The sequence below is a fragment of the Bradyrhizobium sp. PUT101 genome (genome assembly GCF_052043945.1).
GTDB lineage: Bacteria > Pseudomonadota > Alphaproteobacteria > Rhizobiales > Xanthobacteraceae > Bradyrhizobium.
The window spans coordinates 4,594,596-4,620,932 of record NZ_CP197207.1 but is presented as its reverse complement, the minus strand read 5'-3'; the positions used below and the strand labels follow the sequence as shown (position 1 = coordinate 4,620,932).

The 26,337-nt window shown below is 64.9% G+C and carries 19 protein-coding genes and 1 tRNA gene; 9 read left to right on the top strand and 11 right to left on the bottom strand.

Going from position 1 to position 26,337, the window contains the following annotated elements:
* Positions 1-30: 30 nt before the first annotated feature.
* Positions 31-1,065 carry an aldo/keto reductase gene (locus ACSHT2_RS22290; RefSeq protein WP_440636559.1) on the bottom strand — a complete coding sequence of 345 codons (1,035 nt, stop codon included), beginning with the start codon at positions 1,063-1,065 and terminating at the stop codon, positions 31-33.
* A gap of 15 nt (positions 1,066-1,080) precedes the next feature.
* Positions 1,081-2,262 carry an MFS transporter gene (locus tag ACSHT2_RS22285; protein ID WP_370117808.1) on the bottom strand — a complete coding sequence of 394 codons (1,182 nt, stop codon included), beginning with the start codon at positions 2,260-2,262 and terminating at the stop codon, positions 1,081-1,083.
* Between the two features lie 99 nt (positions 2,263-2,361).
* Here ACSHT2_RS22285 and ACSHT2_RS22280 point away from each other — a divergent pair, with 99 nt between their 5' ends.
* Complete coding sequence (locus ACSHT2_RS22280) at positions 2,362-3,312, top strand: LysR family transcriptional regulator (protein WP_370117805.1); 951 nt, start codon at positions 2,362-2,364, stop codon at positions 3,310-3,312.
* A gap of 134 nt (positions 3,313-3,446) precedes the next feature.
* Here ACSHT2_RS22280 and ACSHT2_RS22275 read toward each other — a convergent pair whose 3' ends face one another.
* The 3 genes from ACSHT2_RS22275 to ACSHT2_RS22265 form a co-directional block, all read right to left on the bottom strand.
* Positions 3,447-6,593 (bottom strand): efflux RND transporter permease subunit, encoded by a 3,147-nt coding sequence (locus tag ACSHT2_RS22275; protein ID WP_440636558.1) that lies wholly within the window; start codon positions 6,591-6,593, stop codon positions 3,447-3,449.
* Between the two features lie 24 nt (positions 6,594-6,617).
* On the bottom strand, positions 6,618-7,790 hold the full coding sequence (locus ACSHT2_RS22270; protein ID WP_440636557.1) for an efflux RND transporter periplasmic adaptor subunit: 1,173 nt from the start codon (positions 7,788-7,790) through the stop codon (positions 6,618-6,620).
* Positions 7,791-8,742: 952 nt separating this feature from the next.
* Positions 8,743-8,832: transfer RNA gene (locus tag ACSHT2_RS22265), tRNA-Ser, on the bottom strand.
* A gap of 194 nt (positions 8,833-9,026) precedes the next feature.
* Between ACSHT2_RS22265 and ACSHT2_RS22260 the strand changes: the two genes are divergently transcribed.
* Positions 9,027-9,368 (top strand): hypothetical protein, encoded by a 342-nt coding sequence (locus tag ACSHT2_RS22260; protein ID WP_440636556.1) that lies wholly within the window; start codon positions 9,027-9,029, stop codon positions 9,366-9,368.
* A 140-nt stretch (positions 9,369-9,508) separates the two neighbouring features.
* Here the strand turns inward: ACSHT2_RS22260 and ACSHT2_RS22255 are convergent, their stop codons facing one another.
* The 3 genes from ACSHT2_RS22255 to ACSHT2_RS22245 form a co-directional block, all read right to left on the bottom strand.
* Positions 9,509-10,972 carry a trehalose-6-phosphate synthase gene (locus tag ACSHT2_RS22255; RefSeq protein ID WP_440636555.1) on the bottom strand — a complete coding sequence of 488 codons (1,464 nt, stop codon included), beginning with the start codon at positions 10,970-10,972 and terminating at the stop codon, positions 9,509-9,511.
* A gap of 243 nt (positions 10,973-11,215) precedes the next feature.
* Positions 11,216-12,034: a trehalose-phosphatase gene (gene otsB / locus ACSHT2_RS22250; protein ID WP_440636554.1), complete on the bottom strand. Its 819-nt coding sequence runs from the start codon at positions 12,032-12,034 to the stop codon at positions 11,216-11,218.
* Positions 12,035-12,038: 4 nt separating this feature from the next.
* Positions 12,039-13,526, bottom strand: a complete 1,488-nt coding sequence (locus ACSHT2_RS22245) for an MFS transporter (protein WP_440636553.1) — start codon at positions 13,524-13,526, stop codon at positions 12,039-12,041.
* 176 nt (positions 13,527-13,702) lie between these two features.
* Here ACSHT2_RS22245 and ACSHT2_RS22240 point away from each other — a divergent pair, with 176 nt between their 5' ends.
* Positions 13,703-14,077 carry a DUF3175 domain-containing protein gene (locus tag ACSHT2_RS22240; protein ID WP_440636552.1) on the top strand — a complete coding sequence of 125 codons (375 nt, stop codon included), beginning with the start codon at positions 13,703-13,705 and terminating at the stop codon, positions 14,075-14,077.
* Between the two features lie 82 nt (positions 14,078-14,159).
* On the opposite strand, the gene ACSHT2_RS22235 is transcribed toward ACSHT2_RS22240, so the two are convergent.
* Both ACSHT2_RS22235 and ACSHT2_RS22230 read right to left on the bottom strand, forming a co-directional pair.
* Positions 14,160-16,193, bottom strand: coding sequence for a methyl-accepting chemotaxis protein (locus ACSHT2_RS22235; protein WP_440636550.1), 2,034 nt, complete (start codon positions 16,191-16,193; stop codon positions 14,160-14,162).
* A 402-nt stretch (positions 16,194-16,595) separates the two neighbouring features.
* Entirely contained in the window at positions 16,596-18,635 is a 2,040-nt protein-coding gene (locus tag ACSHT2_RS22230) for a methyl-accepting chemotaxis protein (RefSeq protein WP_440636549.1), read from the bottom strand.
* A 321-nt stretch (positions 18,636-18,956) separates the two neighbouring features.
* Here ACSHT2_RS22230 and ACSHT2_RS22225 point away from each other — a divergent pair, with 321 nt between their 5' ends.
* The 4 genes from ACSHT2_RS22225 to ACSHT2_RS22210 all read left to right on the top strand — a co-directional run bounded on the left by ACSHT2_RS22225 (position 18,957) and on the right by ACSHT2_RS22210 (position 23,996).
* Entirely contained in the window at positions 18,957-19,442 is a 486-nt protein-coding gene (locus tag ACSHT2_RS22225) for a (2Fe-2S)-binding protein (RefSeq protein ID WP_028181083.1), read from the top strand.
* An 86-nt stretch (positions 19,443-19,528) separates the two neighbouring features.
* Positions 19,529-21,871, top strand: a complete 2,343-nt coding sequence (locus ACSHT2_RS22220) for a xanthine dehydrogenase family protein molybdopterin-binding subunit (protein ID WP_028181082.1) — start codon at positions 19,529-19,531, stop codon at positions 21,869-21,871.
* A gap of 15 nt (positions 21,872-21,886) precedes the next feature.
* Entirely contained in the window at positions 21,887-22,687 is an 801-nt protein-coding gene (locus tag ACSHT2_RS22215; RefSeq protein WP_440636546.1) for an FAD binding domain-containing protein, read from the top strand.
* A 196-nt stretch (positions 22,688-22,883) separates the two neighbouring features.
* Positions 22,884-23,996 (top strand): CaiB/BaiF CoA transferase family protein, encoded by a 1,113-nt coding sequence (locus ACSHT2_RS22210; RefSeq protein ID WP_440636545.1) that lies wholly within the window; start codon positions 22,884-22,886, stop codon positions 23,994-23,996.
* A 173-nt stretch (positions 23,997-24,169) separates the two neighbouring features.
* Here ACSHT2_RS22210 and hppD read toward each other — a convergent pair whose 3' ends face one another.
* Complete coding sequence (gene hppD / locus ACSHT2_RS22205) at positions 24,170-25,288, bottom strand: 4-hydroxyphenylpyruvate dioxygenase (RefSeq protein ID WP_440636544.1); 1,119 nt, start codon at positions 25,286-25,288, stop codon at positions 24,170-24,172.
* A 121-nt stretch (positions 25,289-25,409) separates the two neighbouring features.
* On the opposite strand from hppD, the gene ACSHT2_RS22200 reads away from it, so the two are divergent.
* Both ACSHT2_RS22200 and ACSHT2_RS22195 read left to right on the top strand, forming a co-directional pair.
* Positions 25,410-25,889: an Lrp/AsnC family transcriptional regulator gene (locus tag ACSHT2_RS22200; RefSeq protein WP_440636543.1), complete on the top strand. Its 480-nt coding sequence runs from the start codon at positions 25,410-25,412 to the stop codon at positions 25,887-25,889.
* A 73-nt stretch (positions 25,890-25,962) separates the two neighbouring features.
* Complete coding sequence (locus tag ACSHT2_RS22195) at positions 25,963-26,274, top strand: DUF1272 domain-containing protein (protein ID WP_440636542.1); 312 nt, start codon at positions 25,963-25,965, stop codon at positions 26,272-26,274.
* Positions 26,275-26,337: the final 63 nt, after the last annotated feature.

The following is a 26,337-nucleotide window of genomic DNA, read 5'->3' as shown; positions in this document are numbered from 1 at the left end:
CGATGCGACGAATTGCCGGCGCCCCCTGGACTACACAGGCGGCGGACTCAGCCGGGCAAAACCCGGCTGGATGCGATAGGGATAATAAGGATAGGGCGGCATCACCGTGCTGGCCTCGTCGAGACGCTTGACGTGATCCGCGCTCAGCGACCAGCCTGCTGCGCCGAGATTGTCGCGCAGCTGCGCTTCGTCGCGAGCGCCGATGATGACTGAGGCGATGGTGGGGCGCCTCAGCAGCCAGGCGATCGCGACCTGCGGCACGGTGCGGCCGGTCTCCATCGCGATCGCGTCCAGCACGTCGACGATGGCGTAGAGCGTCTCCTCGCGCACCGGCGGACCGAACTGTGCGGTCGCGTGCAGGCGGCTGTTCGCCGGCGGCGGCTGGCCGCGCCGGATTTTTCCGGTGAGCCGGCCCCAGCCGAGCGGACTCCAGACCAGAGCACCCACACCCTGGTCGCGCGCGAGCGGCATCAGCTCCCATTCATAGTCGCGGCCGAGCAGCGAGTAGTAGACCTGATGCGCGACATAGCGTGGCCAGCCATGCCGGTCCGCAATGGCGAGCGACTTCATCAACTGCCAGCCGGCGAAATTGGAGACGCCGACATAGCGCAGCTTGCCCGCGCGCACGAGCATATCGAGCGTCGACAGCACCTCCTCGATCGGCGTGAAGGCGTCGAAGGCATGGAGCTGGAGCAGGTCGATGTAGCCAGTGCCAAGCCGGCGCAGCGCAGCGTCAACCGAGGTCAGGAGCCGCTGCCGCGACGAGCCCGCATCGTGCGGCCCCTCGCCCATCGGCAGGCTCATTTTGGTGGAAATCAGCACCTTGTCGCGCCGGCCCCTGATCGCAGCACCGAGAATCTCCTCGGACGCACCGTTCGAATAGACGTCGGCGCTGTCGAACAGATTGACGCCGGCATCGAGGCAGATATCGATCAGCCTGCGCGCCTCGTCCGCGTCGCTGCGGCCCCAGGCCGAGAACAGCGGGCCCTGACCGCCGAAGGTGCCGGTGCCGAAGCTGAGGACGGGGACCCTGAGTCCGGAGGCCCCGAGATTGCGGTATTCCATTGTGGGTCTCCTTCGCTATTCCGCCGGGCACGCCGCGGCGACGACCGACGCGCGCTCGAGCCGAAGGCTCCACAGCGCCAGCGCGAGGCCGATCGCGGTGATGCCGGCAGCGACCAGCGGCAACGCGGGAAGGCCGAACCCGCGGTCGATGGTGAAGCCGCCGGCCCAGGCGCCGAGCGCGTTGCCGAGATTGAACGCGGCGATGTTGAGGCTGGAGGCGAGCGTGCGGCCGCCGGGGCCGGCTGCCTCCAATACGCGAAGCTGGAGCGGGGCGACGGTTGCGAAGGCGGCGATGCCGAGCAGCAGGATCAGCGCGATGGAAAGGATCTTGATCGATAGCACGGCTGCCAGCCCAAGCAGCACGATCGCAAGCGCGGCAAGCGTGCCGGTCAAGGCCCGTGCCAGGCCGCGGTCCGCAAGCTTGCCGCCGGCGACGTTGCCGATCGCGAGCCCGACGCCGAACACCAGCAGGATCGGCGAGACGGCAGCCTCCGAGAAGCCGGTGAAACGCGTCAGGATCGGCTGGATATAGGTGAAGACGACGAACAGGCCGGCGAAGCCGAACACGGTCATGGCGAGGCCGAGCAGCACCTGCGGACGACCGAGCACAGCGACCTCTTCGGCAAGCGAGATCGGCTTGTCGCCATTGCCGACATGGCCAGGCACGAGCGCGGCGACCACCGCGAACGCGATCACGCCGATGACCGTCACGGCCCAGAACGCGGCACGCCAGCCGAGCATCAGACCGAACCACGCGCCGAAGGGTACGCCCAGGAGCGTGGCGACCGTCAGACCGATGAACATGGTGGCGATCGCGGAGGCACGCTTGTCCTCGGCGACGAGGCTGGTGGCCACGACCGAGCCGACACCGAAGAACGTGCCGTGAGCGAGCGAGGTCAGCACGCGCGCAGCCATCAGCAGTTCGTAATTCGGGGCCAGCGCGCAAGCCGCATTGCCCAGCGTGAAGATCGCCATCAGCGCGAGCAGTACTGTTTTCCGTGGCATCCGCCGCGTCGCCAGAGTCAGCACCGGCGCGCCGACGAACACACCGAGTGCATAGCCCGATATCAGCAGGCCGGCGACCGGCACTGAGACATGCATGTCGGCGGCGACCTGGAGCAGGAGGCCCATGATGATGAATTCGGTGGTGCCGATGCCGAAGGCACCGGCGGTGAGCGCGAGGACGGCGGGAGGCATGCGTGGCTCCGATGGATGAGACGAAGCCTCGCAGATAGCGGCATGGCCGCAAAACCATTAGAATGTCGGCAATCCAATCATTTGTGACGTGAATTCAACATGGCCCGTTTCGACACCAACCGCTCCGCCGAAATGGAGGTTTTCGTCCGCGTGGTCGATCTCGGCGGCTTCACCCAGGCCGCGCGAAAGCTGCGTCTGACGCCGTCGGGCGTCAGCAAGCTGATGTCGCGGCTGGAGGCGCGGCTCGGCGCACGGCTCGTCAACCGCACCACGCGCAAGCTGACGCTGACCGAGGAGGGCCAGGCCTTCTACGAGCGGGCCGTGCGCATCCTCGCCGAAATGGAGGAGGCCGAGCGCGAGGCCGCCTCAGGCGCGGCGCCGCGCGGCCGTCTCACGGTCAATTGCAACATTCCCTTCGGCATGCTGCATGTGGTGCCGTTGATCCCGCGCTTCCTGGAGCAGCATCCCGACGTCACGCTCGATCTCGTGCTGACCGACACGCTGATCGACCTGATGCAGGAGCGCGCCGACGTCGCCATCCGCGTCGGCCCGCTGCGGGCCTCGCGTCTCGTCGCGCGAAAGCTCGGCAGCAGCCGCATGGTCGTGGTCGGCGCGCCGGACTACCTCGCCCGTTGCGGAACGCCGAAAACGCCGGCGGATCTCGCCGATCACCGTGGCATCGGCTGGACTTTTCCGCGCAGCATCCGCGGTTGGCCGTTCAGGCGCGGGGATCACACCGAGGAGGCCGTGCCCACACCCGTCGCGCGCGCCAGCGACGGTGAAGCCGCCCGCCGCCTTGCGCTGGGCGGCGTCGGGCTTGCCCGGCTCGCCCTCTTCCACATCGGCCCCGACATCGAATCCGGCCGCCTCGTTCCGGTGCTGCAAAACTACAATCCCGGCGACCGCGAAGACATCCACGCCGTCTATGTCGGCCACACCGCGCCGCTGCCCGCGCGCGTGCGCGCGTTCATCGATTTCCTGGCCGAGCACGTGCGGGTGAACGATCCGGCGTTGAAACGGGCGGGCGATGGAAGGTGGAGATTGGTGTGATGAGGCTGGTGAAGGGACTGCGCTGAAATGAGCCGAACCTTCCAGCTCCGGCGCTGCGGCGAGCAATCTGACAAACCACCGCGGCGGCATCTCAGGAATCCACCGCCGCAGAGTCGGCTGAGTTGCGGCCGAAATCACGAAGCCGTGGTCACCCGCTTCGTCCGCACGGCCAATGCGACGCTCAGCCGTTCGAGCACCACGAAGAACGGCGGCACGAAGAGCACGGCGAGGAAGGTCGAAGCCAACATGCCGCTCACGACCGCCAGCCCGATCGAAACGCGGGCGCCGGCGCCGGCCCCGCTGGCGAATACCAGCGGGAGCATGCCGAAAATGAAGGCGCACGAGGTCATCAGGATCGGGCGCAGGCGCAGCCGTGCCGCCTCGATCGCCGCCTCGGCGACCTCCATGCCCTCGGCCCGCTTCTCGCGCGCATATTCGACCACCAGGATGGCGTTCTTGGCAGCGAGCGCGATCAGCAGGACGATGCCGATCTGGGTGTAGAGGTTGTTCGGCATGCCCGTCGCATCGAGCGCGATGACCGTGCCGAGCAGCGCGAGCGGCACGGCGAGGATCACCGCGAGCGGCTGCAGCCAGCTCTCATATTGACCGGCGAGGATGAAATAGACGAGCACCAATGCAATGAGGAAGACGCGATAGATCTGGTTGCCGACGATCTGTTCCTGGTAGGACATGCTGGTCCAGGCGGTGCCCATACCGGGCGGCAGCGACTTGGCCGCAACCTCGCTCATCAGCGACATCGCCTCTCCGGAACTGAAACCGGTCGCCGGACTGCCGGTGACGGTCGCCGCAGGATAGAGATTGTACAGCGTGATCAGTGGCGGGCCGACTTCATCCTTGATGGCGGCGACCGTGCCCAACGGCACCATCCGGCCATCGGCACCCTTCACCTTCAGCTTGAGGATGTCGTCGGGCTGGAGCCGGAACGCGGCATCCGCCTGTACGTAGACCTTGAACACGTAATTGTACTTGGTGAACTGGTTGACGTAGGTCGACCCCATATAGGTCTCCAGCGCCGAGAAGACCTGGCCGACGGTGATGCCGATGGCCTCGGCCTTGGTGCGGTCCACCACCAGACGGAACTGCTTGACCGCCCCCTTGAAGTTCGGCGCGACATGGGCAAGTCCGGTCTGGGTCGACGCATTGGCGGCGAGCTGGTCGACGGCGTTCTGCAACGCCACGAAATCGGAGCTGCCGTCCTTGATCTGCACCATCATCGTGAATCCGCTGGCATTGCCGATGCCCTGGATCGGCGGCGGCAGCATGATCAGCGCCGTCGCGCTGTCCATGCCGTCGAGAGCGGCTCGGGCATTGGCCGTAATGCTGCCGATGCTGAGATCGCCCGTCTTTCGGTCGTCCCAGGGCTTGAGCACCACGTAGAGCATGCCGGCGTTGTACAGCGTCGCGTTGTTGTCGAGCGGCGAGATGCCGGACACCGCAATCACGTCCTCGACGCCGGGGACCGCCTGCACGAGCTTTACCGCGTCCGCGACGGCAGTTTCTGTCCGGTGCGCGGAAGCCGCGTCGGGCAGCTTGAGACTGACGACGAAATAGCCCTGATCCTCGTCCGGCAGGAAGCCGGTCGGCACCGTCGAGAGGCTGTAGAACGCAACACCGATCAAGGCGATCCCGAGCAATGCAACCGGAATGCTGAAGGCGACGATACGGCTGATCAGCGCCGTGTACAGCATCTCGGCGCGCCCGTAGACGGCGTTGAAGGCGCGCGCGGCGACGTTGCGCTCCTGCGGCGGCACCGATGGCCGCAGCCACAACGCGCATTGCGTCGGTTTCAGCGTCACGGCGTTTATGGCGGAGATGACTGCGGTCGCCGCGATCACGAGCGCGAACTGCTGATACATCTTTCCAGTCAGTCCGGACAAGGTCGCCGCCGGCAGGAACACCGCCATCAGCACCAGGGTGATGCCGATCACGGGGCCGAACAGCTCGGACATCGCCTTCACCGCAGCTTCGCGGCTGGACTTGCCGGCATCCAGATGACGCGCCACACCCTCGACGATCACGATGGCGTCGTCCACCACGATGCCGATGGCAAGAACCAGCGCGAACAGGCTCGTCGTATTGATGGTGAAGCCGAGCAGCGACATCGCGGCAAACGCGCCGATGATGGTCACCGGCACCGTCGTCGCCGGCACCAGCATCGCCCGCCAATCCTGCAGGAATGCGAGGATCACGATCAGCACAAGGCCGGCGGCGATCACCAGTGTCTCGTAGACCTCGCGGACCGAAGCGGTGATAAACTTGGTGCTGTCGAACGAGACCTTGTAGGCGAGCCCGGACGGGAACGACTTGGACAGCTCGTCCATCTTGCTCTTGACGCTCTCGGCAATCGTCAGGGCATTGGCGCCGGACAGCTGCGAGATCGCTATCGCCGCCGACGGCCTGCCGTTCAGCGTCGCGGTTTGGCCGTAGGACGCAGCGCCGAGCTCGATCCGGCCGATGTCGCGGATGCGGACAATCCTGCCGCCCTCGCCGCTCGCCACCTTGACCACGATGTTCTCGAACTCGGCCGCCTCGGAGAACCGGCCGGTGACATTGAGCACGTATTGGAAGTTGACGGTGTCCGGCGTCGGCGGCGCACCGACGAGACCGGCGGTCACCTCGTTGCTCTGCTGCTGGATCGCCGAGGTCACATCGCTCGGGGTCAAGCCGAACGCCTGCAGGCGGCCGGGATCGAGCCAGATACGCATGGCGTAGGATCCCGACCCCAGCACCGTGACGTTGCCGACGCCGGGAACGCGCGCCAGCTCGTTCTGGAGGTGGATGGTGGCGTAATTGGCGAGGAACAGGTTGTCGTAACGTCCCTCGGGAGAATAGAGATTGATGAACTGAAGAATCGAGGTCTGCTTCTTCTGGACATTCAATCCCTGCGTCGAGACCGCGCTGGGCAGTTGCGCGCTCGCCAGCGAGACCCGGTTCTGCACCAGAACCTGCGCCGTGTCCGGATCCGTGCCGATGTCGAAGGTGACGACAAGACTATAGCTGCCGTCGCTCGCGCTGGTCGACTGCATGTAGATCATGTGGTCGACGCCATTGACCTGCTGCTCGACGGGAAGAGCGACCGTGTCCATCACGGTGCGCGCGCTGGCGCCGGGATAGGTCGCGGTCACCGATACGGTCGGCGGCACCACATTTGGATATTGCGACACCGGCAGGCTCGCCAACGCCAGTGCGCCGACCAGGACGATGAGGAACGCCAGCGTGTTCGAGAGCACCGGCCGTTCGATGAAGAAGCGCGAGAACATGTGAGCCTTGTGAGTGCCGGTGACCTATTGCGAGCTTCGTCCCGACCCTGCGGCCGGGACCGGAGAGGCAGGTGCGGGCGTCGAGCCTTGGCCGGCGGCGGCCATTGTGCCGGAGACCGGATCGACCGTATTGCCGACAACCGCGCGCTGGATCGATCCGATCACGACCTTGTCGTCGGCCTTGAGCCCGCCGGTGATGACACGAAGCTGGCCTTCCACCGGACCGGTCGTCACCTGACGCTGGGCAACCACCTTGTCCTCGCCGACCACCATCACATAGCTGCCGGTCTGGTTCGACTGCACCGCGGTGTCATTGACGAGCAGCGCGTTCTCGATCTTGCCGACCGGAACCCGAACACGCACGAACAGGCCGGGCACCAGCGCGATATCCTTATTTTCGAACACCCCTCGCAATTGCAGCGTGCCGGTGTTGGGGTCGAGCTGCGGGGCGATGTAATCGATCTTGCCTTTGTACTGAAACGCGGTATCCGCGGCGAGCGCCACCTCGACCGATCGCTCCTCGGCGTTCTCGCGCAGGTCCCTGAGCGTCTTGCCCTGCTTGGCAAGGGCATCACGCATGTCGATCTGCTGCTGCTCGGAGATGTTGAAATAGACGTAGATCGGATTGACCTGAAGGACCGTCGCGAGCTTCGTCGGACCGGACTGGCCGACCAGCGAACCGACCTCGGCAAGGTGCCGAGTAACCACGCCGTCGAAGGGCGCACGCACCGTGGTATAGCCGAGCGATGTCTGCGCGAGCTTGAGACTGGCTTCGTTGGCGGCGAGCTGGGCGTTCGCCATCTCGTAGTTCATCGTCGCCTCGTCGACCGCTCGCTGGGTGGAAACGTCCTTCTGGCCCAGCGTGACCTGCCGATCGTATTCCCGCTTGCTATTCACCTGCTTGGCTTTCGCGCTCTCCACCTGCGCCTGCTGCAGATCGAGTTGCGCTTGGTACTGGTCCCTCTCGATCTCGAACAGCACGCGGCCCTTCCTGACCGCTTCGCCGTCGCGATAGCCGATCCCCGTCAGGAAGCCCTGAACGCGGGCCTCCACATCGACTGCGGCGAGCGGCGCAGTGTTGCCGGTGAACTCGGCGTACAGGGTGACCGGCCGCTGGATTGGGCCTGCCACCGCCACCTTTGCCGCCGGCGGCGCAGCATACCGATTTTTCTCGTTGCAGCCGGACAGAGCCGGCATGGCGCAAACCAGGCCCGCGGCAATCGCCAAGCGGGCCGGCCGGCCGGCAAAACCACCCCCCGTTAGTACCAACGTCTCCATCTCTACTATCCCCCGCCATGCGGACCATCCATGTCGGCCGCGGTTTGCTTCGTCTGCAGATCTATCGCTCCGGTGCGGCACTCTGCACCCGGAGCACCGCCCGCAGTCGTCCCGAAAGGGCGCGGACATTCCCTGCGTCGGGGGCTCACGCAAAGCGAGCATCAGCGCCGCGATCGTTTGGGCCGCACCTGGCTCGATCGCAACATCACCTCACCGGCGCAAGCGCGGCCACGGAGTTGGGCCAGGGGCCCAAGCCTGGCGCTCATGAATGCCTCTTGATGCCCCCTTGGCGCGTTGCGGCAGCTGCAGCATTGCCGATGCGGATCAAGTTACCGCGCTGACGCAATCGAGAATCAATCGATTGGCCAAGCTATATACAGAAAAAGCAGGGCCGGCGCATTTTCCGCGGAAGGTGTTTGTGAGGCGGAGCTTGCAGCCGGTCGCGGCAACGACGGCCTTGGCAGCGTCACCCATCTCGCAAGACAATGCCGCCTTGCGATCGTACGCTCATTAAAATTAAAAGGTGTGAATGCACTGTTGCTGATCACCAGCCATCCATCCACCCTTTGTGAATTCGGGAGATACAGAGACCGGTGTCGCGGGAGATCGCCCGAACCTGCATCTGTTCACGCAAAGCGCCTAACCTGGAAAGCTGATCTTCTCCTCGCCGTGCGAAACGTCATGGCGAGCAATGTCGGTACCAGGAGCGCGTGACGGCGGAATAAATACTTCGCGTGCACCATGGGGGCATGATGTCATGGTACGCTTGATGACCGCGGGCTTCCCGGGAATGGCCCGGCGGACCGCCTCCATCGATCGTACGAATTTTGGAAATCGTGAGCCAGCGAACGAAGCGGTCAAACCGCGCATATGGCGGAGAGAGTGGGATTCGAACCCACGGTACGGTTTCCCGCACACACGCTTTCCAAGCGTGCGCCTTAAGCCACTCGGCCATCTCTCCGGAGCGCCCTCTCTTGAAGGGGCGCTGATGATTTTGCAAGGGATCGCGGAGCGAATCGGGCGATTTTCCGCAACTTGTTGTATTTACAGGACAATAGCTGGCCCTGCAGGTGCCTTGACGCGCCTGCCGCCTGAACCGCAGGCGGGTTTGGCGCGACGATTCACGGGAAGCCGCCAAACGCGACCGGGGACGCCATGACTATCTGCAGGACCATCGCCGCCTTTGGCCTGATTTCGGCCCTTGGCTCCGCCTTCGCCGTGCCCGCCGCCGCGCAGGTGTGCGCCCGGCAAGGCGTCGACGTCAGCTGCGACGACGGCCGGCGCGGGGTGCTTTCGGGCGATGCCATCCTCTGGCCGGACGGCACGCGCTCGAGCGCGACGCCGCATCAGAGCGTGATCATCGGCAACAAGAGCTCGGTCCATGTCGGGCCCGGCGTGTTCGTCGGCCAGGGCAAGGGCGTGGTGCCGCTGGACGATCCCAACGCGCCGAACAAGCGGCAATGCGCGATTCTGGAAGGCGTGTCGTATTGCTATTGAGGGTCGCGCTATTCGCCGTCGGCCATCATGCCGGGCTCGTCCTGGCTCGTCACGGGCATCCACGTTCCCGGATCCGCGTGGCAAGACGCGATGGCCGGGGCATGCCCGGCCATCACGAGTGGATAGAGCCTGCGAAAATCCTAAATCAACCGCACGCCTGATATCGCGGACTTCAGCCAGCGCAGCGCCTGCGGCGGCTGGGCTGCGAGCGGAGCGACCGCCGCCTTCTCCGTCCGGCACTTCTCGAGCTCAGCGACGAAGTCGGCGGACCATTGCTGGATGGTGTGGCCGCGCAGCTTCTTCATCATCGCATCCCAGCGCATCTTGCGCTCGGTGAGCGGCATCGAGGCCGCGACCGCGATCGCACGCGCCATACCGTCGATGTCGTGCGGATTGACCAGCAGTGCGGCGTCGAGCTCGTTGGCGGCGCCTGCGAATTTCGACAGCACCAGCACGCCGGGATCGGCCGCGTTTTGCGCGGCGACATATTCCTTTGCAACGAGGTTCATGCCGTCGTGCAGCGGCGTCACCACGCCGATCTGCGCGGTGCGGTAGAGACCCGCGAGCACGGCCTGGCTGAAGCCTTTGTTCAAATAGCGGATCGGCGTCCAGTCGACCTCGCCATGGCGACCGTTGACGTCGGAGACGAGGCGCGCAACGTCGTTCTGGAGATTGCCATAGGCCTCGATGCCGCCACGTGATGGATTGGCGATCTGCAGCAGCGAGATGCTGCGCGCAAACTGCGGCTGCTCGGTCCAGAGTCGGTCGAACGCGCTGATGCGGTTGACGAGCCCCTTCGAATAGTCGAGCCGGTCGACGCCGATCGCGAGCCGCTCGCCGTTGAGGCTGCGCCGCAACCGCGACACATCGGGATGTGAGGCGGACTTCGCGGCGTATTGCGCAAACTTCTCCGCATCGATGCCGATCGGAAACACTTCGCAGCGCGTGCGCCCATGCTGCGAGATCGCAACGCCGTCCTCGGTGGCGAGGCCAAGCTCGCCGGCGACATAACCGAGAAAGTTCTGGCGATCGTCCTCGGTCTGGAAGCCGAGCAGATCGTAGGCAAGCATCGCCGTGATCAGTTCGCGATGGTTGGGCACGCCCTGCATGACCGCGGCGACGGGCCACGGCGTATGGAGGAAGAAGCCGATCGGATCATCGACGCCGAGGTCGCGCAGCTCGGCGCCAAGCGCGAGGAAATGATAGTCCTGCACCCAGAACGCCGTTTTGGCTTTTCGGAAGCGCAGCAGGGCGCGCGCCATGAAGGCGTTGACCTCGCGATAGCTGACATAATCCTCGCGCGAGACGCGGATCAGATCGCTGCGCGAATGCAACGCCGGCCACAGTGCCGAATTGGCAAAGCCTTCGTAGTAACCGCCATAATGCGCCGCCGGCAGGTCCAGCGTCGCAATCGCGCCCGTCCCGAGCGCCTCGATCTCGGCGAAGGGTTCCTTCTGATGGCCATCACGCACCCGGCCGGAGGAACCGACCCAGATCGCCCCAGAATGTTCGACCACGGGGAGCAGTGCCGCCGCAAGACCGCCCGTCATGGGCTCGTTGGGTTTGCCGCGCGCGACGCGATTTGAAACGATAACCAAGTTCACAGGTCGTCCCCTCCTGTTCATTCCACCCCGTTTAACTGCCGTTCATCAATATGGTTCCTGATCATCGTTTCAACCAATTGAAACCAAAATCGGGCGCGCGCGTTGGAACTGGTTTCGCTTGCGGAACGCCCGGAATATCGCTGCAAAGACAGCATTTCCGATCCTGATGTGCAGCATGCATCGCGGCGCGCAGTGGGGCTGCGCCAAAGGTATTCATGTCCGCGAAGTGGCGCTGCCTTGGTTTCACCTCGGATCGAGCAGTCGCGCGAGAAATGCGCGCACGTCGCTCGGCGCATCGAAGTGTCCGTTCACACCGATGGCGCGGCGGCCGACCGAGAAGGCGAGCCCGTCCATGTCGGGCATGATCGCGAATACCGTCTCGTCGGTGACGTCATCGCCGATGAACAACGGGCGCCGTCCCCTGAACGGCTCGTGCTTCATCAATTCGCGCACGCCGCTCGCCTTGGTGAAGCCGGAATGCTTGATCTCGCAGACGAACTTTCCGGGCAGCACCTCGATCGGCGCATTGGGCAGGTCGGCGCGGATCAACGAGACGGACTCGTAGATCGCCTTCTCCGCATGCGGCGCCAGACGGTAATGCAGCGCGAGCGAGTAGCCCTTGTCCTCGAGCAGAATGCCATGGCTGAGCTTGGCGATGGCCGCCAGGCGCCGCTTCAGCTCCTTGTCGAGCGGCGGCGCGTGCACAGCATCCGCTTCGTTGTCCACCGACAGCCGCATCTCCGCACCGTGGCCGGCAACGGCGCGGAACACGTCCGGCGCGAAGATCAGGTCGATGTCGTTGAGTGAGCGGCCGCTGACCAGCGCCAGCGCCCCGGACGTGCGCTCGGTCAGCCGGCCCAGCGTTTCCGACAGGCCCGGCGGCACCCACACCTCGCGCGGTGTCGGCATCAGGTCGAGCAACGTGCCGTCGATGTCGAGCAGGATCGCGATCTCGTCGAGATGCGGCACCAGCGCATGCGGCACCGGCACCGCTTCGGGCGCATCGTCATCCAGCATGGTGCGCTTCTGGTCCAAAGCCATCTCCGCAAGTTCCGATTTCATCAGTCTACTCCATAAAGGCGAGCGGCCGCGCGATTTGTTCGAGCGATTTGCGCTCCGCGGAGACGGCGTAGCGCCACGCCACGATCGCAGCCGCGATCATCAGGGCTGCCCCCAGCAAATAGCCGGCGAACACGCTATTGCGTGATCCCGTGTCGATCAATGCGCCGAACAGCGCCGGCCCGATCACGCCGCCGATGCCGGTACCGACCGCATAGAACACCGCGATCGCCAGCGCGCGAACCTCCAACGGAAATGTTTCGCTGACGGTAAGATAGGCCGCGCTCGCAGCGGGCGAGGCAAAGAAGAAGATCACCATCCAGGCCACGGTCTGCCCTTGCGCGCTCAGCACGCCGATCGAGAACAGATAACCCGATATCGCCAGTAGCACGCCCGATGCGCCGTAGGTGAACATGATCATGGTGCGGCGGCCGAGCGTATCGAACAGACGGCCGAGCAGCAGGGGCCCGAGGAAATTGCCGGCGGCAAAGGGCAACAGGTACCAGCCGACTTGATCGGCACTAATGCCATAGAAATCGGTCAGCACCAGCGCGAAGGTGAAGAAGATGGCGTTGTAGAAGAACGCCTGGGCGCTCATCAGCACGAGGCCGACCACCGCGCGCTGGCGATAGGCCGAGAACAACGTATGTGCGACCTCGCGGAGCGGCGTGTGATCGCGCATTCTCAGGCGGATCTTCGTGAAGCGCCCGTCCGTCAGGTCCTGATCATGCCCGATCACCGAACGCTCGATCCCGTCGACGATGGCATGGGCTTCGTCGGGACGGCCATGGATCATCAGCCAGCGCGGACTTTCCGGGATCCACATTCGCATCAACAGCACGACGAGGCCGAGGGTCGCGCCTATGAGAAAAGCCAGCCGCCAGCCGAGATCGGGATCGATCACGGCAGGATCGAGCAGCACGATGGCCGCCACCGCGCCCATCGCGGCGCCGATCCAGAAACTGCCGTTGATGACGAGATCGGTCCAGCCGCGATAGCGCGCCGGCACCAATTCCTGGATGGTCGAATTGATCGCGGTGTACTCGCCGCCGATACCGGCGCCGGTGAGGAAACGAAACAGTGCGTAGCTCGCGACGTCCCATGACAGCGCGGTCGCCGCCGTTGCCGAGAGATAGAGCGCAAGCGTGATGAAGAACAGCTTCTTGCGGCCGATGCGGTCGGTGAGCCAGCCGAAGCCGAGCGCGCCCAGCACGGCGCCCGCCAGATAGGCGGAGTTGGCGATGCCGAGATCGAGATTGGAGAAATGCAGCGACGGGCTCTGCTTCAGCGCACCGGAGAGCGCACCGGCCAGAGTCACTTCGAGCCCGTCGAGAATCCAGGTGATGCCGAGCGCGAGCACGACGCGGGTGTGGAAGCCGCTCCACGGCAGCGCGTCGAGCCGCGAGGGAATGCTGGTCTCGACGATACGGTCGGTCGCGGTCGCCGGCGGGACTACGGGTGCATAGTTCAGGGCTGGACTTTGCTGCAATTCCATCGGGTTCGTCTGATCAATGGAAACAACCCCTCTCACGTGATGTGGACGGGTCGATCCGATCATCGGGGTGCGGCAATTCGCCTGCCACCTGCGACAACGCCTGCGGCGAGGCCAGGTTCCCATGGGAACGCCCGTTGGCACCGCTCGTTTCCGATGGAGCCGCAAGGAGTTGACGCATGGCTCACGTCAGAAAGACGACACATTCAAGGAAGACGGGCGCGCGCAACACCGCGCGTCGCAAGGCGAGCACGACACGCAAGGGGTCAAATCGCCGTGCAGCACCGAAGCGCTGGTCGCAACGGGTGACGCAGGAGAGCGACGCACTCGATCTCAAGCGCGGAGTGTTCAAGCTCAAGGACCCCAGGAAGATCGCGGCCTCCCTGAAGCGCTCGGCGGAGCACAGCTCGCGTCGCAAGACCGGCGCCTATCGCTCGGCGCTGTCGATGCTGACCTTCTACATCAACCGCGCCGGCAAGACGCTGCCGAAGACGCAGCGCACGCGACTGGAGCGCGCGAAGGTGGAGCTGAAGCGAGCCTTCGGGAAGGAGTGAGGCTCGCATGGCGTCTGCTACTCCGCTCTCGTCGCGCGACGACAGCGGAGATGAGGCAGCGCGGACTTCGGAGGCCGTGAACCTACGCCGCCCTTATATTCGCCATGAAGCGGTCGAGCTCGGCGCGCAGGCGGGTGCTTTCGCTCGACAGGGTCTTGGCCGAATTCAGCACCTCTTCCGAGGCCGAGCCGGTCTCGGCGGCGCCGCGGTTGACCTCGCCGATATCGGTGGCGGCCGTCTGCGTGCCCTGCGCGACCGTCTGGACGCTGCGGGCGATCTCCTGGGTGGCGGCGCCCTGCTGCTCGACCGCGCTCGCGATCGACGTCGAGATCGACGAGATCTGGCCGATGGTCGCGCCGATCTCCTTGATCGCGGCAACCGATTCGGCGGTGGCGCCCTGCATGCCCGAGATGTGCGAGGAGATCTCGTCCGTCGCCTTCGCCGTCTGGCTCGCCAGCGATTTCACTTCGCTCGCAACCACCGCAAAGCCGCGGCCGGCCTCACCCGCGCGGGCCGCCTCGATGGTGGCGTTGAGCGCGAGAAGGTTGGTCTGCTCGGCAATCGCCGTGATCAGCTTGACCACCTCGCCGATCTGCTGGGCGGCATGCGACAGCTTGCCGATGCGGCCGTCGGTCTCCTTGGCCTGCACCACGGCAGCCTCGGCGATGCGGCTGGAATCGCGGACCTGACGACCGATCTCCTCGACCGAGGCCGAGAGCTCTTCCGTCGCGGTCGCGACCGACTGCATGTTGCTCGACGCCTGCTCGGAGACGCCGGCGACCTGGCTCGACAGGCTCTGCGTGGTCTCGGCGGTGCGGGTCAGCGTCGAGGCCGCCGATTCCAGCTGCACGGCGGAGGCCGAGACGTTGGAGACGATGGCGCCGACCGCACTCTCGAAGTCATCGGCGAAGCGGATCAGCTCGGCGCGGCGGCTTGCGGCCTGCTCCCGGTTCTGGACCTCGCTGGCGGCGGCGTCGCGCTCGGCCTTGGCGACCGCCTGAACCTTGAACTCCTCGACTGCGCCGGCCATCTCGCCGATCTCGTCCTTGCGGCCGAGGCCCGGCAGCACCACGTCGAAATTGCCCGACGCGAGCTCGCGCATCGCCTTGCACATCGCGATCATCGGCCCCGAGATGCCATTGCCGAGCCACAACGCCAGCACGGTGCCCACGGCCAGCCCGCCCAGCGCCAGCATCAGCATCAGCTGCTCGGTTTCCACGATGGTGGAATTGGCGCTCGCCTCGATGCGTTGCTGGTCGGCGGTCAGATCCGAACGCAGCTCGGCCGAGAGCTTGAGGATGGTCGCGGCCGTCTTGGTCATCTCGCCGTTCAGCTTGACGATGACCTTCACGTTGTCATTCAGCTTGGCGAACGAGGTGCGATACTGCTTCAGGAGATCGCCGATCTCCTTGACGCGGTCCGTGATCTTCTGGTCATTCGCGTAGATGGAGACCAGCAGCGTCTCGAGGAACTTGATGCGGGCGATCACGCCGTCGGCGGTCTTCGGCTCCGGCTTGGCCACGAAGGCGCCGACCGAGGTGGAGACCGCCAGATATTGCGAGGTGACGTCCTTGGCCGTGGTCTGGACCGAGTTCAGGCCCGCCAGAGCTGCGGTATCGGCGAGATCGTCGAATTTGAAGCGGATCTTGTTGCCGACACTGTTGAGCTCGTCAGCCGCGATCTTGTTGTTCGCGCGCGTCAGCGTGATGATCTCGCCGAAGACTTTCGTAAAGTTCTGGAACTCGGCCTCGAGCTTGCCGACCTGCTCACGGCGGGCGGCGCCGGTCGTCGCCGCCATCGACTTGGCGATCGCGCTCTTCAGATTGCCTTCAGCGGCCTTGGCTGCGGTCTCATCATCCGCCGCGCCGGTCAGGGTATAGGCCCTTGCCAGCCCCTGATAGGCGACCAGCTCGCGATCGACCGTTCGCGCCTGGTCGGCTTCCGATACGCTGGTGCGGTAGGACGCCACGGCACCTGCGATTCGTTCGAAGCCGAAATAGGCGAACGCCATGCTGACGGCGAGGATGGCTAGCACCGCCACAAAGCCGAGGATGATTTTTGCGCGAAAGCGCAGCGTTGGCAGCTTCGATTTGCTCGACTTCAACTTGACCGACATTCCCCCACCCCATTCCATTCGCGGAAAACCAGGCGCAACCCGGAAGCAGCCCGCTTCCCGGCTCTTCTGCACGTTACGGGGCAAAGGATAAGCTGTGGTAAATTTGTGGCGCCGCAACTGGCGGTTAGGCGACGCAGGGAATCGTTAAGGCGCGCTTTCTCCCGCCGTTACAAATTGACGGCCGCCGAACCTCCGCTGTCGTCCCGGACCAGCGCGCCCAAAGCGCGCGCCGATCCGGGGTCGATAGCCACAGGGAGTGGTTTGGCGAAGACTCGGAGTTGCCACCGTCCGTCCTAACTCCTCCCTGGGAGTATGGGTCCCGGATCTACGCGCGCTTTGGGCGCGCTTGTCCGGGACGACGGCGGAGTGTGGGCGACGGCGTGGACTTCGGAGGCCGTGAACCTACGCCGCCCTTATATTCGCCATGAAGCGGTCGAGCTCGGCGCGCAGGCGGGTGCTTTCGCTCGACAGGGTCTTGGCCGAATTCAGCACCTCTTCCGAGGCCGAGCCGGTCTCGGCGGCGCCGCGGTTGACCTCGCCGATATCGGTGGCGGCCGTCTGGGTGCCCTGCGCGACCGTCTGGACGCTGCGGGCGATCTCCTGGGTGGCGGCGCCCTGCTGCTCGACCGCGCTCGCGATCGACGTCGAGATCGACGAGATCTGGCCGATGGTCGCGCCGATCTCCTTGATCGCGGCAACCGATTCGGCGGTGGCGCCCTGCATGCCCGAGATGTGCGAGGAGATCTCGTCCGTCGCCTTCGCCGTCTGGCTCGCCAGCGATTTCACTTCGCTCGCAACCACCGCAAAGCCGCGGCCGGCCTCACCCGCACGCGCGGCCTCGATGGTGGCGTTGAGCGCGAGAAGGTTGGTCTGCTCGGCAATCGCCGTGATCAGCTTGACCACCTCGCCGATCTGCTGGGCGGCATGCGACAGCTTGCCGATGCGGCCGTCGGTCTCCTTGGCCTGCACCACGGCAGCCTCGGCGATGCGGCTGGAATCGCGGACCTGACGACCGATCTCCTCGACCGAGGCCGAGAGCTCTTCCGTCGCGGTCGCGACCGACTGCATGTTGCTCGACGCCTGCTCGGAGACGCCGGCGACCTGGCTCGACAGGCTCTGCGTGGTCTCGGCGGTGCGGGTCAGCGTCGAGGCCGCCGATTCCAGCTGCACGGCGGAGGCCGAGACGTTGGAGACGATGGCGCCGACCGCACTCTCGAAGTCATCGGCGAAGCGGATCAGCTCGGCGCGGCGGCTTGCGGCCTGCTCCCGGTTCTGGACCTCGCTGGCGGCGGCGTCGCGCTCGGCCTTGGCGACCGCCTGAACCTTGAACTCCTCGACTGCGCCGGCCATCTCGCCGATCTCGTCCTTGCGGCCGAGGCCCGGCAGCACCACGTCGAAATTGCCCGACGCGAGCTCGCGCATCGCCTTGCACATCGCGATCGTCGGCCGCGAGATACCGGTGCCGAGCAGAAAGGCGAGGACCGCGCCGAGCAGCGTGCCACCAACGGCCAGCATCAGCACCATTTGCTCGGTCTGTCCGATGGTCGCCTCCGACTCCGAATCCAGCCGCTGCTGTTCGGCGAGGAGCTCCGCCTTCATGGTGGTCGCTCCTTGCAGGATCGCACCAGCCGAGCCGCTCATTTCAGTGACGAGATCATCGACCAGCTTGGCATTGGCGATCAGCTTCTCCAGCGCTTCGCGATAGGCCCCGAGCAGCGCCTTGGCATCCTTCAGGCCGGTGACGACCTTGTCGTCCATGGAATAGACCGCGCTGAGCGAGTTCTCGACGAATTTCAGCCGCGCCAACGCGCTGGTGGCGATCGTCTGGTCGGACGTCAGCACGAAATTGGTCGCCGCCGCACTCGCAGTCTGGAACTGGGCGTTGACCTGCTTCGTGCCGAACTCGATCGCCTGTGCTTCGGCGTCGGAAGCGTTGTTGCCGATATCGTCCAGCTTGTATTTCAAGAGGTTGGCGTTGCGGCTGAGCTGGTTCTGCACCAGCAGCGCACTGTCGCGCTTGGCCTGGAGCACCTTTGCGAAGGTCGCGGAGAAGTTGGAAAACTCCTTGGCAAGCTTGTCGAGGCTCTCCTGTCGCGCCGGCTTCTTGGCGCCCCTGACGGCCTGGTCGATGGCGTTCTTCAGGCTGCCTTCAGCATCCAGCGCCGCCTTGGCGTCATCTTCCTTGCCGGTGACAACGAAATATCTGGCGGCCGAACGATAGGCGAGCAGCTCGCGATCGATGTTGCGGGCGAGATCTGCCTCGGAAACGCTGCTGCGGTACGATCCGACCCCGGAGGCGACCCGCTCGAAGCCGAAATAGGAGAAGGCCATGCTGCCGGCGGAGATCACCAGAACGGCGGCGAAGCCGAGAACGATTTTTGCGCGAAACCTGAGGGTCGGAAACAGTGTGCGCTTAGACGGCGACGCGATACGCCCGGACATTCCCACCCCCATTTATATTCAGCCGCGATCGGGAGGCGCCCCGCCCCCCCGGCCTGGATGCGCAAAACTAAGGCAGAATCGATAAGGGGCGGTAAATATGGCAGGCCCGCACGATGTTAGGCCTCATCGGCCAAAGACCGATCTGGATAGAGATGACTACTGGCATCCCACGCCAGCCCGGCGCTCCGCCCCCCAATCGTCGCGCGCCGAACTCGATCAATGACTTTTCCATGACGCTGGCGACCAAAATCCTAGTTGCAAAGTTCCGGGGCGCTGTCTCTAATTAGAAGCAATCAAAATCAATCCCGGGAGGACTACACCGTGTCTAAAGTCAACCTGACAGTGAACGGCAAGGCCGTTGCTGTCGACGTCGAGGACCGGACGCTGCTGGTCCAGCTCCTGCGCGATCACCTCAACCTCACGGGAACCCATGTCGGCTGCGACACCAGCCAGTGCGGCGCCTGCGTCGTGCACATGGATGGCCGTGCGGTGAAATCCTGCACCATGCTGGCAGGGCAGGCCGATGGCGCCAGCATCACCACGATCGAGGGCATCGCCAAGGGCGACGAGCTGCACCCGATGCAAGCTGCCTTCCGCGACAATCACGGCCTCCAATGTGGCTATTGCACGCCGGGCATGATCATGTCCGCAATCGACATCGTGCAACGCCATGGTGGCCAGCTCGACGAAGCCACCGTCCGCCAGGAGCTCGAGGGCAATATCTGCCGCTGCACCGGCTACCACAACATCGTGAAAGCCGTGCTGGATGCGGCCGGACGCATGAAGGTCGCGCAGGCGGCCGAATAGAGCGGCCGTCGCGAAGCAAGAAATCACCGCTCCCGCTTTCGAGGGAAAGCGCGGGTCAACAAAAATTCCGGTCGGGAGGACCAGACATGGGTGTTGAAGGCATCGGCGCACGCGTCGTGCGCAAGGAAGACAAGCGTTTCATTACCGGCAAGGGCCGCTACGTCGACGACATCAAGCTGACGGGCATGACCCATGCCTATTTCGTCCGCAGCCCGCACGCGCACGCCAAGGTGAAGGGGATCGACTCCTCCGCGGCGCTGAAGATGCCGGGCGTGGTCGCGGTGCTCACCGGCAAGCAGCTCGTCGACGACAAGGTCGGCAACCTCATCTGCGGCTGGGCCATCACCTCCAAGGATGGCAGCCCGATGAAGATGGGCGCATGGCCGGCAATGGCGCCCGAGACGGTGCGCTTCGTCGGCCAGGCCGTCGCCGTCGTCATCGCCGAGAGCAAGAATCTCGCACGCGACGCGGCGGAAGCCGTCGTCGTCGATTACGAGGAGCTTCCCGCGGTCGCCGACATGCAAGCTGCGATCAAGGCCGGCGCGCCCCAGCTTCACCCCGAAGCGCCCGGCAACCAGGTCTATGACTGGGTGATCGGCGACGAGGGTGCCACCGACGCCGCCTTCGCCAAGGCTGCCAATGTGGTGAAGCTCGACGTCACCAACAACCGTCTCGCCCCGAACGCGATGGAGCCGCGCGCGGCGATCGCCGATTACGACGCGGCGGAGGAGCACTTCACTCTCTATACGACGTCGCAGAACCCGCACGTCGCCCGGCTCGTGCTGTCCGCGTTCTACAACATCGCGCCCGAGCACAAGCTGCGCGTGATCGCCCCCGACGTCGGCGGCGGCTTCGGCTCCAAGATCTTCATCTATCCCGAGGAGATGGTGGCGCTGTGGGCATCCAAGAAGGTCGAGCGTCCCGTGAAATGGACGGGTGATCGCACCGAAGCCTTCCTCACCGACGCGCATGGCCGCGACCACATCACCCATGCCGAGATGGCGTTCGACGCCAACAACAAGATCATCGGCTTGAAGGTGAAGACCTACGCCAATTTCGGCGCCTACATGTCGCTGTTCTCGTCCTCGGTGCCGACCTATCTCTACGCGACACTGCTGTCGGGCCAGTACAACATCCCGGCGATCCATGCCGAGGTGATCGGCGTCTACACCAACACCACGCCGGTCGACGCCTATCGCGGCGCGGGCCGCCCTGAGGCGAGCTATCTGATCGAGCGGCTGATGGAAACGGCGGCGCGGCAGTTGAAGGTGGACCCGGCGGAGCTGCGCCGGAGCAACTTCATCACCCAGTTCCCGCACCAGACGCCGGTGATCATGGCCTACGACACCGGCGACTTCAACGCTTCGCTCGATGCCGCGATGAAGGCGATCGACTATGCCGGCTTCCCCGCCCGCAAGGCCAAGGCGAAGGCCGACGGCAAGCTGCGCGGCATCGGCGTGTCCTGCTACATCGAGGCCTGCGGCATCGCGCCGTCGAAGGCGGTCGGCAGCCTGGGCGCCGGCGTCGGCCTGTGGGAATCGGCCGAGGTGCGCGTCAACCCGGTCGGCACCATCGAGATCCTCACGGGATCGCACAGCCACGGCCAGGGTCACGAGACCACCTTCTGCCAGCTCGTCGCGGAACGGCTGGGCATTCCGATCAGCCAGGTCTCGATCGTCCATGGCGACACCGACAAGGTGCAGTTCGGCATGGGCACCTACGGCTCGCGCTCTGCGGCCGTCGGCCTTACTGCGATCCTGAAGGCCATGGAGAAGATGGAATCCAAGGCCAAGAAGATCGCGGCGCATGCGCTGGAAGCGTCGGAAGCCGACATCGTCATCGAGAACGGCGAGTTCAAGGTGACCGGCACCGACAAGGCGATCGCCCTGCCGATGGTCGCGCTCGCGGCCTACACCGCGCACAATCTGCCTGATGGGATGGAGCCGGGCCTGAAGGAGAGCGCCTTCTACGACCCGACCAACTTCACCTTCCCGGCCGGCGCCTATATCTGCGAGCTCGAGGTCGATCCCGGCACCGGCAAGACCTCCTTCGTCAACTTCGTCGCGGCCGACGATTTCGGCCGGCTGATCAATCCGATGATCGTCGAGGGCCAGGTCCATGGCGGCCTGGCGCAAGGGATCGGTCAGGCGCTGCTCGAGCACGCGATCTACGATGCCAACGGCCAGCCGGTCACGGCCTCGTTCATGGACTATGCCATGCCGCGCGCCGACGATTTGCCCTCGTTCAACCTTTCCCACACCACGACGTTGTGTCCGGGCAATCCGCTCGGCATCAAGGGCTGCGGTGAGGCCGGCGCGATCGGGGCGTCAGCGGCCGTGATCAACGCTATCACGGACGCGATCGGTAAGAACAATCTGGAAATGCCCGCAACCCCTGATCGGGTGTGGCGCACGGTCCACGCGGCTTAAGAGGGAGGAACGAAGATGTACCAGACCACCTATCATCGCGCCTCCTCGGTCGACGAAGCCGTCAGCCTGTTCGGCAAGAGCAGCGAGGCGAAGTTCCTTGCCGGCGGCCAGACGCTGCTGCCGGTGATGAAGCAGCGGCTTGCCGCACCGTCGGACGTCATCGACCTCGGCAAGATCAAGGAATTGCAAGGTGTCGAGCTGTCGGGCGACGTGCTGACCATCAAGGCCGGCACGACCTACTACGACATCATGACGAATGCCGACGTGAAGAAGGCGATTCCTGCGATCGCCTATCTCACCTCGGTGCTCGGCGATCCCGCCGTGCGCTACCGCGGCACGATCGGCGGCTCGATCGCGAACAACGATCCTGCCGCGGATTTCCCGGCCGCGCTGCTCGCGCTCGGCGCCACCGTGAAGACCAACAAGCGGTCGATCTCGGCGGATGACTTCTTCAAGGGCCTGTTCACCACGGCGCTCGAAGACGGCGAGATCATCACCGCCGTGTCATTCCCGGTGCCGGCGAAGGCAGGCTACGAAAAGATGCGGCATCCGGCCTCGCGCTTTGCGCTGACCGGCGTGTTCGTCGCGCAGACCAAGTCGGGCGAGGTTCGGGTGGCCGCCACCGGTGCCTCGCAGAGCGGCGTGATGCGCGTACCCGCGATCGAAGCCGCGCTGAAAGCGAACTGGTCGCCATCGGCGATCGACAACGTGGCGATTTCGGCGAACGGACTGCTGGCCGATATCCACGGCACGGCGGAGTACCGCGCCAATCTCGTCAAGGTGATGGCCCAGCGCGCGGTCGCCGCTGCGCGCTGATAGCGCCTCCACGCAAATTTTCCGCGGCGCGCACTTCGGTGCGCGCCGTTTTTATTTGGCCATGCGGCATGAAAACCGCTTGCCTCGCTGGCGGGAAGGCGAGAAAAGTTAATCAGCCGATTAACTCGCCCCCAAGAGCAACGTGAGGCGTTTGCCGGATCACCGGCACCTGCCCGCGACCCGAGGAAACAACAACGTGCTCGATAAATCAGCCCCCACCTCATCCGTCCGCGCCTCCGGCCCGCTCTCGGGCTTTCGCATCGTCGAATTCGCCGGCATCGGACCTGGTCCCTTCGCCTGCATGATGCTGGCCGACATGGGCGCCGACGTCGTCACGCTCGATCGCGTCGGTGCGAAGAAAAGCATGAAATCCGTCGCCGGCCGCGGCCGCAAGGTGATCGAGCTCGACCTCAAGGACAAGGCCGCGATTGCACAGGTGCTCGACCTGCTTGCCAGCGCCGATGCCCTGGTCGAGGGCTTCCGTCCCGGCGTGATGGAGCGGCTCGGGCTCGGGCCCGAATTGGTGCTCGCGCGCAACCCCAAGCTGGTCTATGGCCGCATGACCGGCTGGGGCCAGGAAGGCCCACTCGCGAATGCCGCCGGCCATGACATCAACTACATCTCCATCACCGGCGCGCTGGCCGCGATCGGCACGAAGGAGGCGCCGGTGCCGCCGCTCAATCTGGTCGGCGATTTCGGGGGCGGCGCCCTCTATCTCGTCGTCGGCGTGCTCGCAGCGCTATTGGAGGCGCAGAAGTCCGGCAAAGGTCAGGTCGTCGATGCCGCCATGTGCGACGGCGCGGCGTCGCTGATGTCGTTCTTCTTCGACATGACCGCGATGGGACGCTGGTCCGAGGGACGCAACCAGAACTTCCTCGACGGCGGCGCGCATTTCTACGGCGTTTACGAATGCGCCTGCGGCCATTTCGTCTCGATCGGCTCGATCGAGCCGCAATTCTACGCGCTGCTGCGCGAGCATGCCGGTCTCACCGACGCCGATTTCGACGCGCAGATGGACCCCAAGGCCTGGCCCGCGCTGAAGGAGAAGCTCAAGACGGTGTTCAAGAGCAAGACGCGCGAGGACTGGTGCAAGATCATGGAAGGCACCGACATCTGCTTCGCACCGGTGCTGACCATGTCGGAGGCCACGCAGCATCCGCACATGGTCGCCCGCAACGTCTTCATCGAACGCCACGGCGTGAAGCAGCCTGCCCCGGCGCCGCGGTTTTCGCGTACGCCGTCGGCGGTGCGTGAGCCGGAAGCGGCGGAGATCGGCGCGGTGATGAAGGCGTGGAAGGCCGCGAAGTAACTTCCGCTGTCATCCCGGGGCGCGCGGAGCGCGAGCCCGGGATCCATAATCCCAGAAGTAGTTGGGCGAAGACGCGGAGTTATCGGCTCGCGCAAAACTACTCCCCGTGGTTGGGTCCCCGCCTGCGCGGGGACGACACCTCTTGTGTCGTAACAGTGTGTCTCAAGCAGCGCCTACGCTGCCGTCCCTACCTTCAGCACCCCGCGCCGGATCTGATCCTCCTCGATCGACTCGAACAGGGCCTTGAAATTGCCCTCGCCAAAGCCGTCGTCGCCCTTGCGCTGAATGAACTCGAAAAAGATCGGGCCGATCGCGTTGGCGGAGAAGATCTGGAGCAATACCTTGGTCTGGCCGCCCTCGACGACGCCCTCGCCGTCGATCAGGATGCCGTTCTTCCGGAGCCGCGCGACGTCTTCCCCATGCTTGGGCAGGCGCGCATCGATCTTCTCGAAATAGGTGTCGGGCGGCGACGGCATGAAGGGCAGGCCGGCCTCACGCAGGCCTTCGATGGTACGGTAGATGTCGCGGCAGCCGCAGGCGATGTGCTGGATGCCCTCGCCGCGATAGGTCTTCAGATATTCCTCGATCTGGCCGGACTCGCCGGCGTCCTCGTTGATCGGAATCCTGATCTTGCCATCCGGGCTGGTCAGCGCGCGCGAGAACAGGCCGGAGGCGCGGCCCTCGATGTCGAAGAAGCGGATCTGGCGGAAGTTGAACAGCTTCTCATAGAAGCCGGCCCAGACGTCCATGCGGCCGCGATGAACGTTGTGGGTGAGATGGTCGAGATAGAACAGGCCGGCGCCGACCGGCCGCGGATCGCGTGCGCCGAGCCATTCGAACTCGGCATCATAGGCCGAGCCGTTGGCGCCGTAGCGGTCGACGAGATAAAGCAGGCTGCCGCCGATCCCCTTGATCGCGGGGACATCGAGAGATTTCTGCGCCGATGGCACATCGGCAGGTTCGGCACCGAGCGAGATCGCGCGGTCATAGGCCGCCTTCGCGTCGACGACGCGAAAGGCCATCGACGGCGCGCAGGGGCCATGTGCGGCGACGAACTCGTAGCCGTGGGTGCCGGGCTCCTCGTTGACGAGATAGTTGATGTCGCCCTGGCGGTAGACCGTGATCTTCCTGGTCTTGTGGCGCGCGACGGGCGCATAGCCCATCAGCTTGAACAGCGCGTGCAACTCTTCCGGATTGGGATGCGCGTATTCGACGAACTCGAACCCGTCGGTGCCCATCGGATTGTCGGCGCTGATCGTGGCCGGCGGTGCATCGTGCGGAAACGGACCCATGCTGTTCTCCCAATTTGCTGCCGGGAGGAACTATCCTTCATAGGGTGCGCAAGGGGCGTGCAAACGGGACGCGATTTCGCTACCTTATGCACGATTTGTGCAAGAAACGGACGATTGACGCATGATTCCTGTTGACGCCTTCGACCTCAAGATCCTGGGCGCACTCCAGGACAACGGCCGCCTCACCAACCAGGAGCTCGCCGAGCTCGCTGGCCTCTCCGCCTCGCAATGCTCGCGCCGGCGGATACGGCTGGAGGAGGAGAAGGTGATCGCGGGCTATCATGCCGACCTCTCCAGCGAGGCGCTCGGCTTCGGCGTGATCGCCTTCATCCAGGTGGGCCTTGCGACCCACTCCCCGGACAATTCCAAGCGTTTTCGCGCGCTGGTGAACCGGATCGACGAGATCCAGGAGGCCTATTCGCTGACCGGCGACGCCGACTATGTGCTGAAAGCCGTGCTGCGCGATCTCAAGGGCCTTTCCAACCTCGTCAACGACGTCTTGATGCCGCACCAGAGCGTGGCGCATGTGCGCTCCTCGATCGTGCTCGACAGGCTCAAGGAAAGCTCACGGCTGCCGCTCAAGGAAATCAGAGCCGGCTGAAATCGAGGGAACTATGGCATTCGCGCGGCGCGCGCGATCTGCGATGATCCGGCTCCACGTGCGGAGCTTCGACATGGCCCTCCAGCTTCGGCCGAACTGCGAATTTTGCGACCGCGACCTGCCGCCAAACGCAACGGACGCGCGGATCTGCTCCTATGAATGCACATTCTGCGCGGATTGCGTCGAGGCGAAGCTGTTCAACGTCTGCCCGAATTGCGGCGGCGGCTTTGCCCCGCGCCCGATCAGGCCGACGCAGGAGTGGCGGCCGGGGGTCTGCACAGCGAAGCAGGCGCCGTCCGACAAGCGGGTGCATCTGAAGTACAGCGTGGAGGATGTCGCGGCTCATTGCGCCCGGATCAAGGATGTGCCGCCGGAGCGGCGGTGAGTCCTTCCGTCATTCCAGGATGGTCCGAAGGACCAGACCCGGAACCTCGAGATTCTCAGGTGC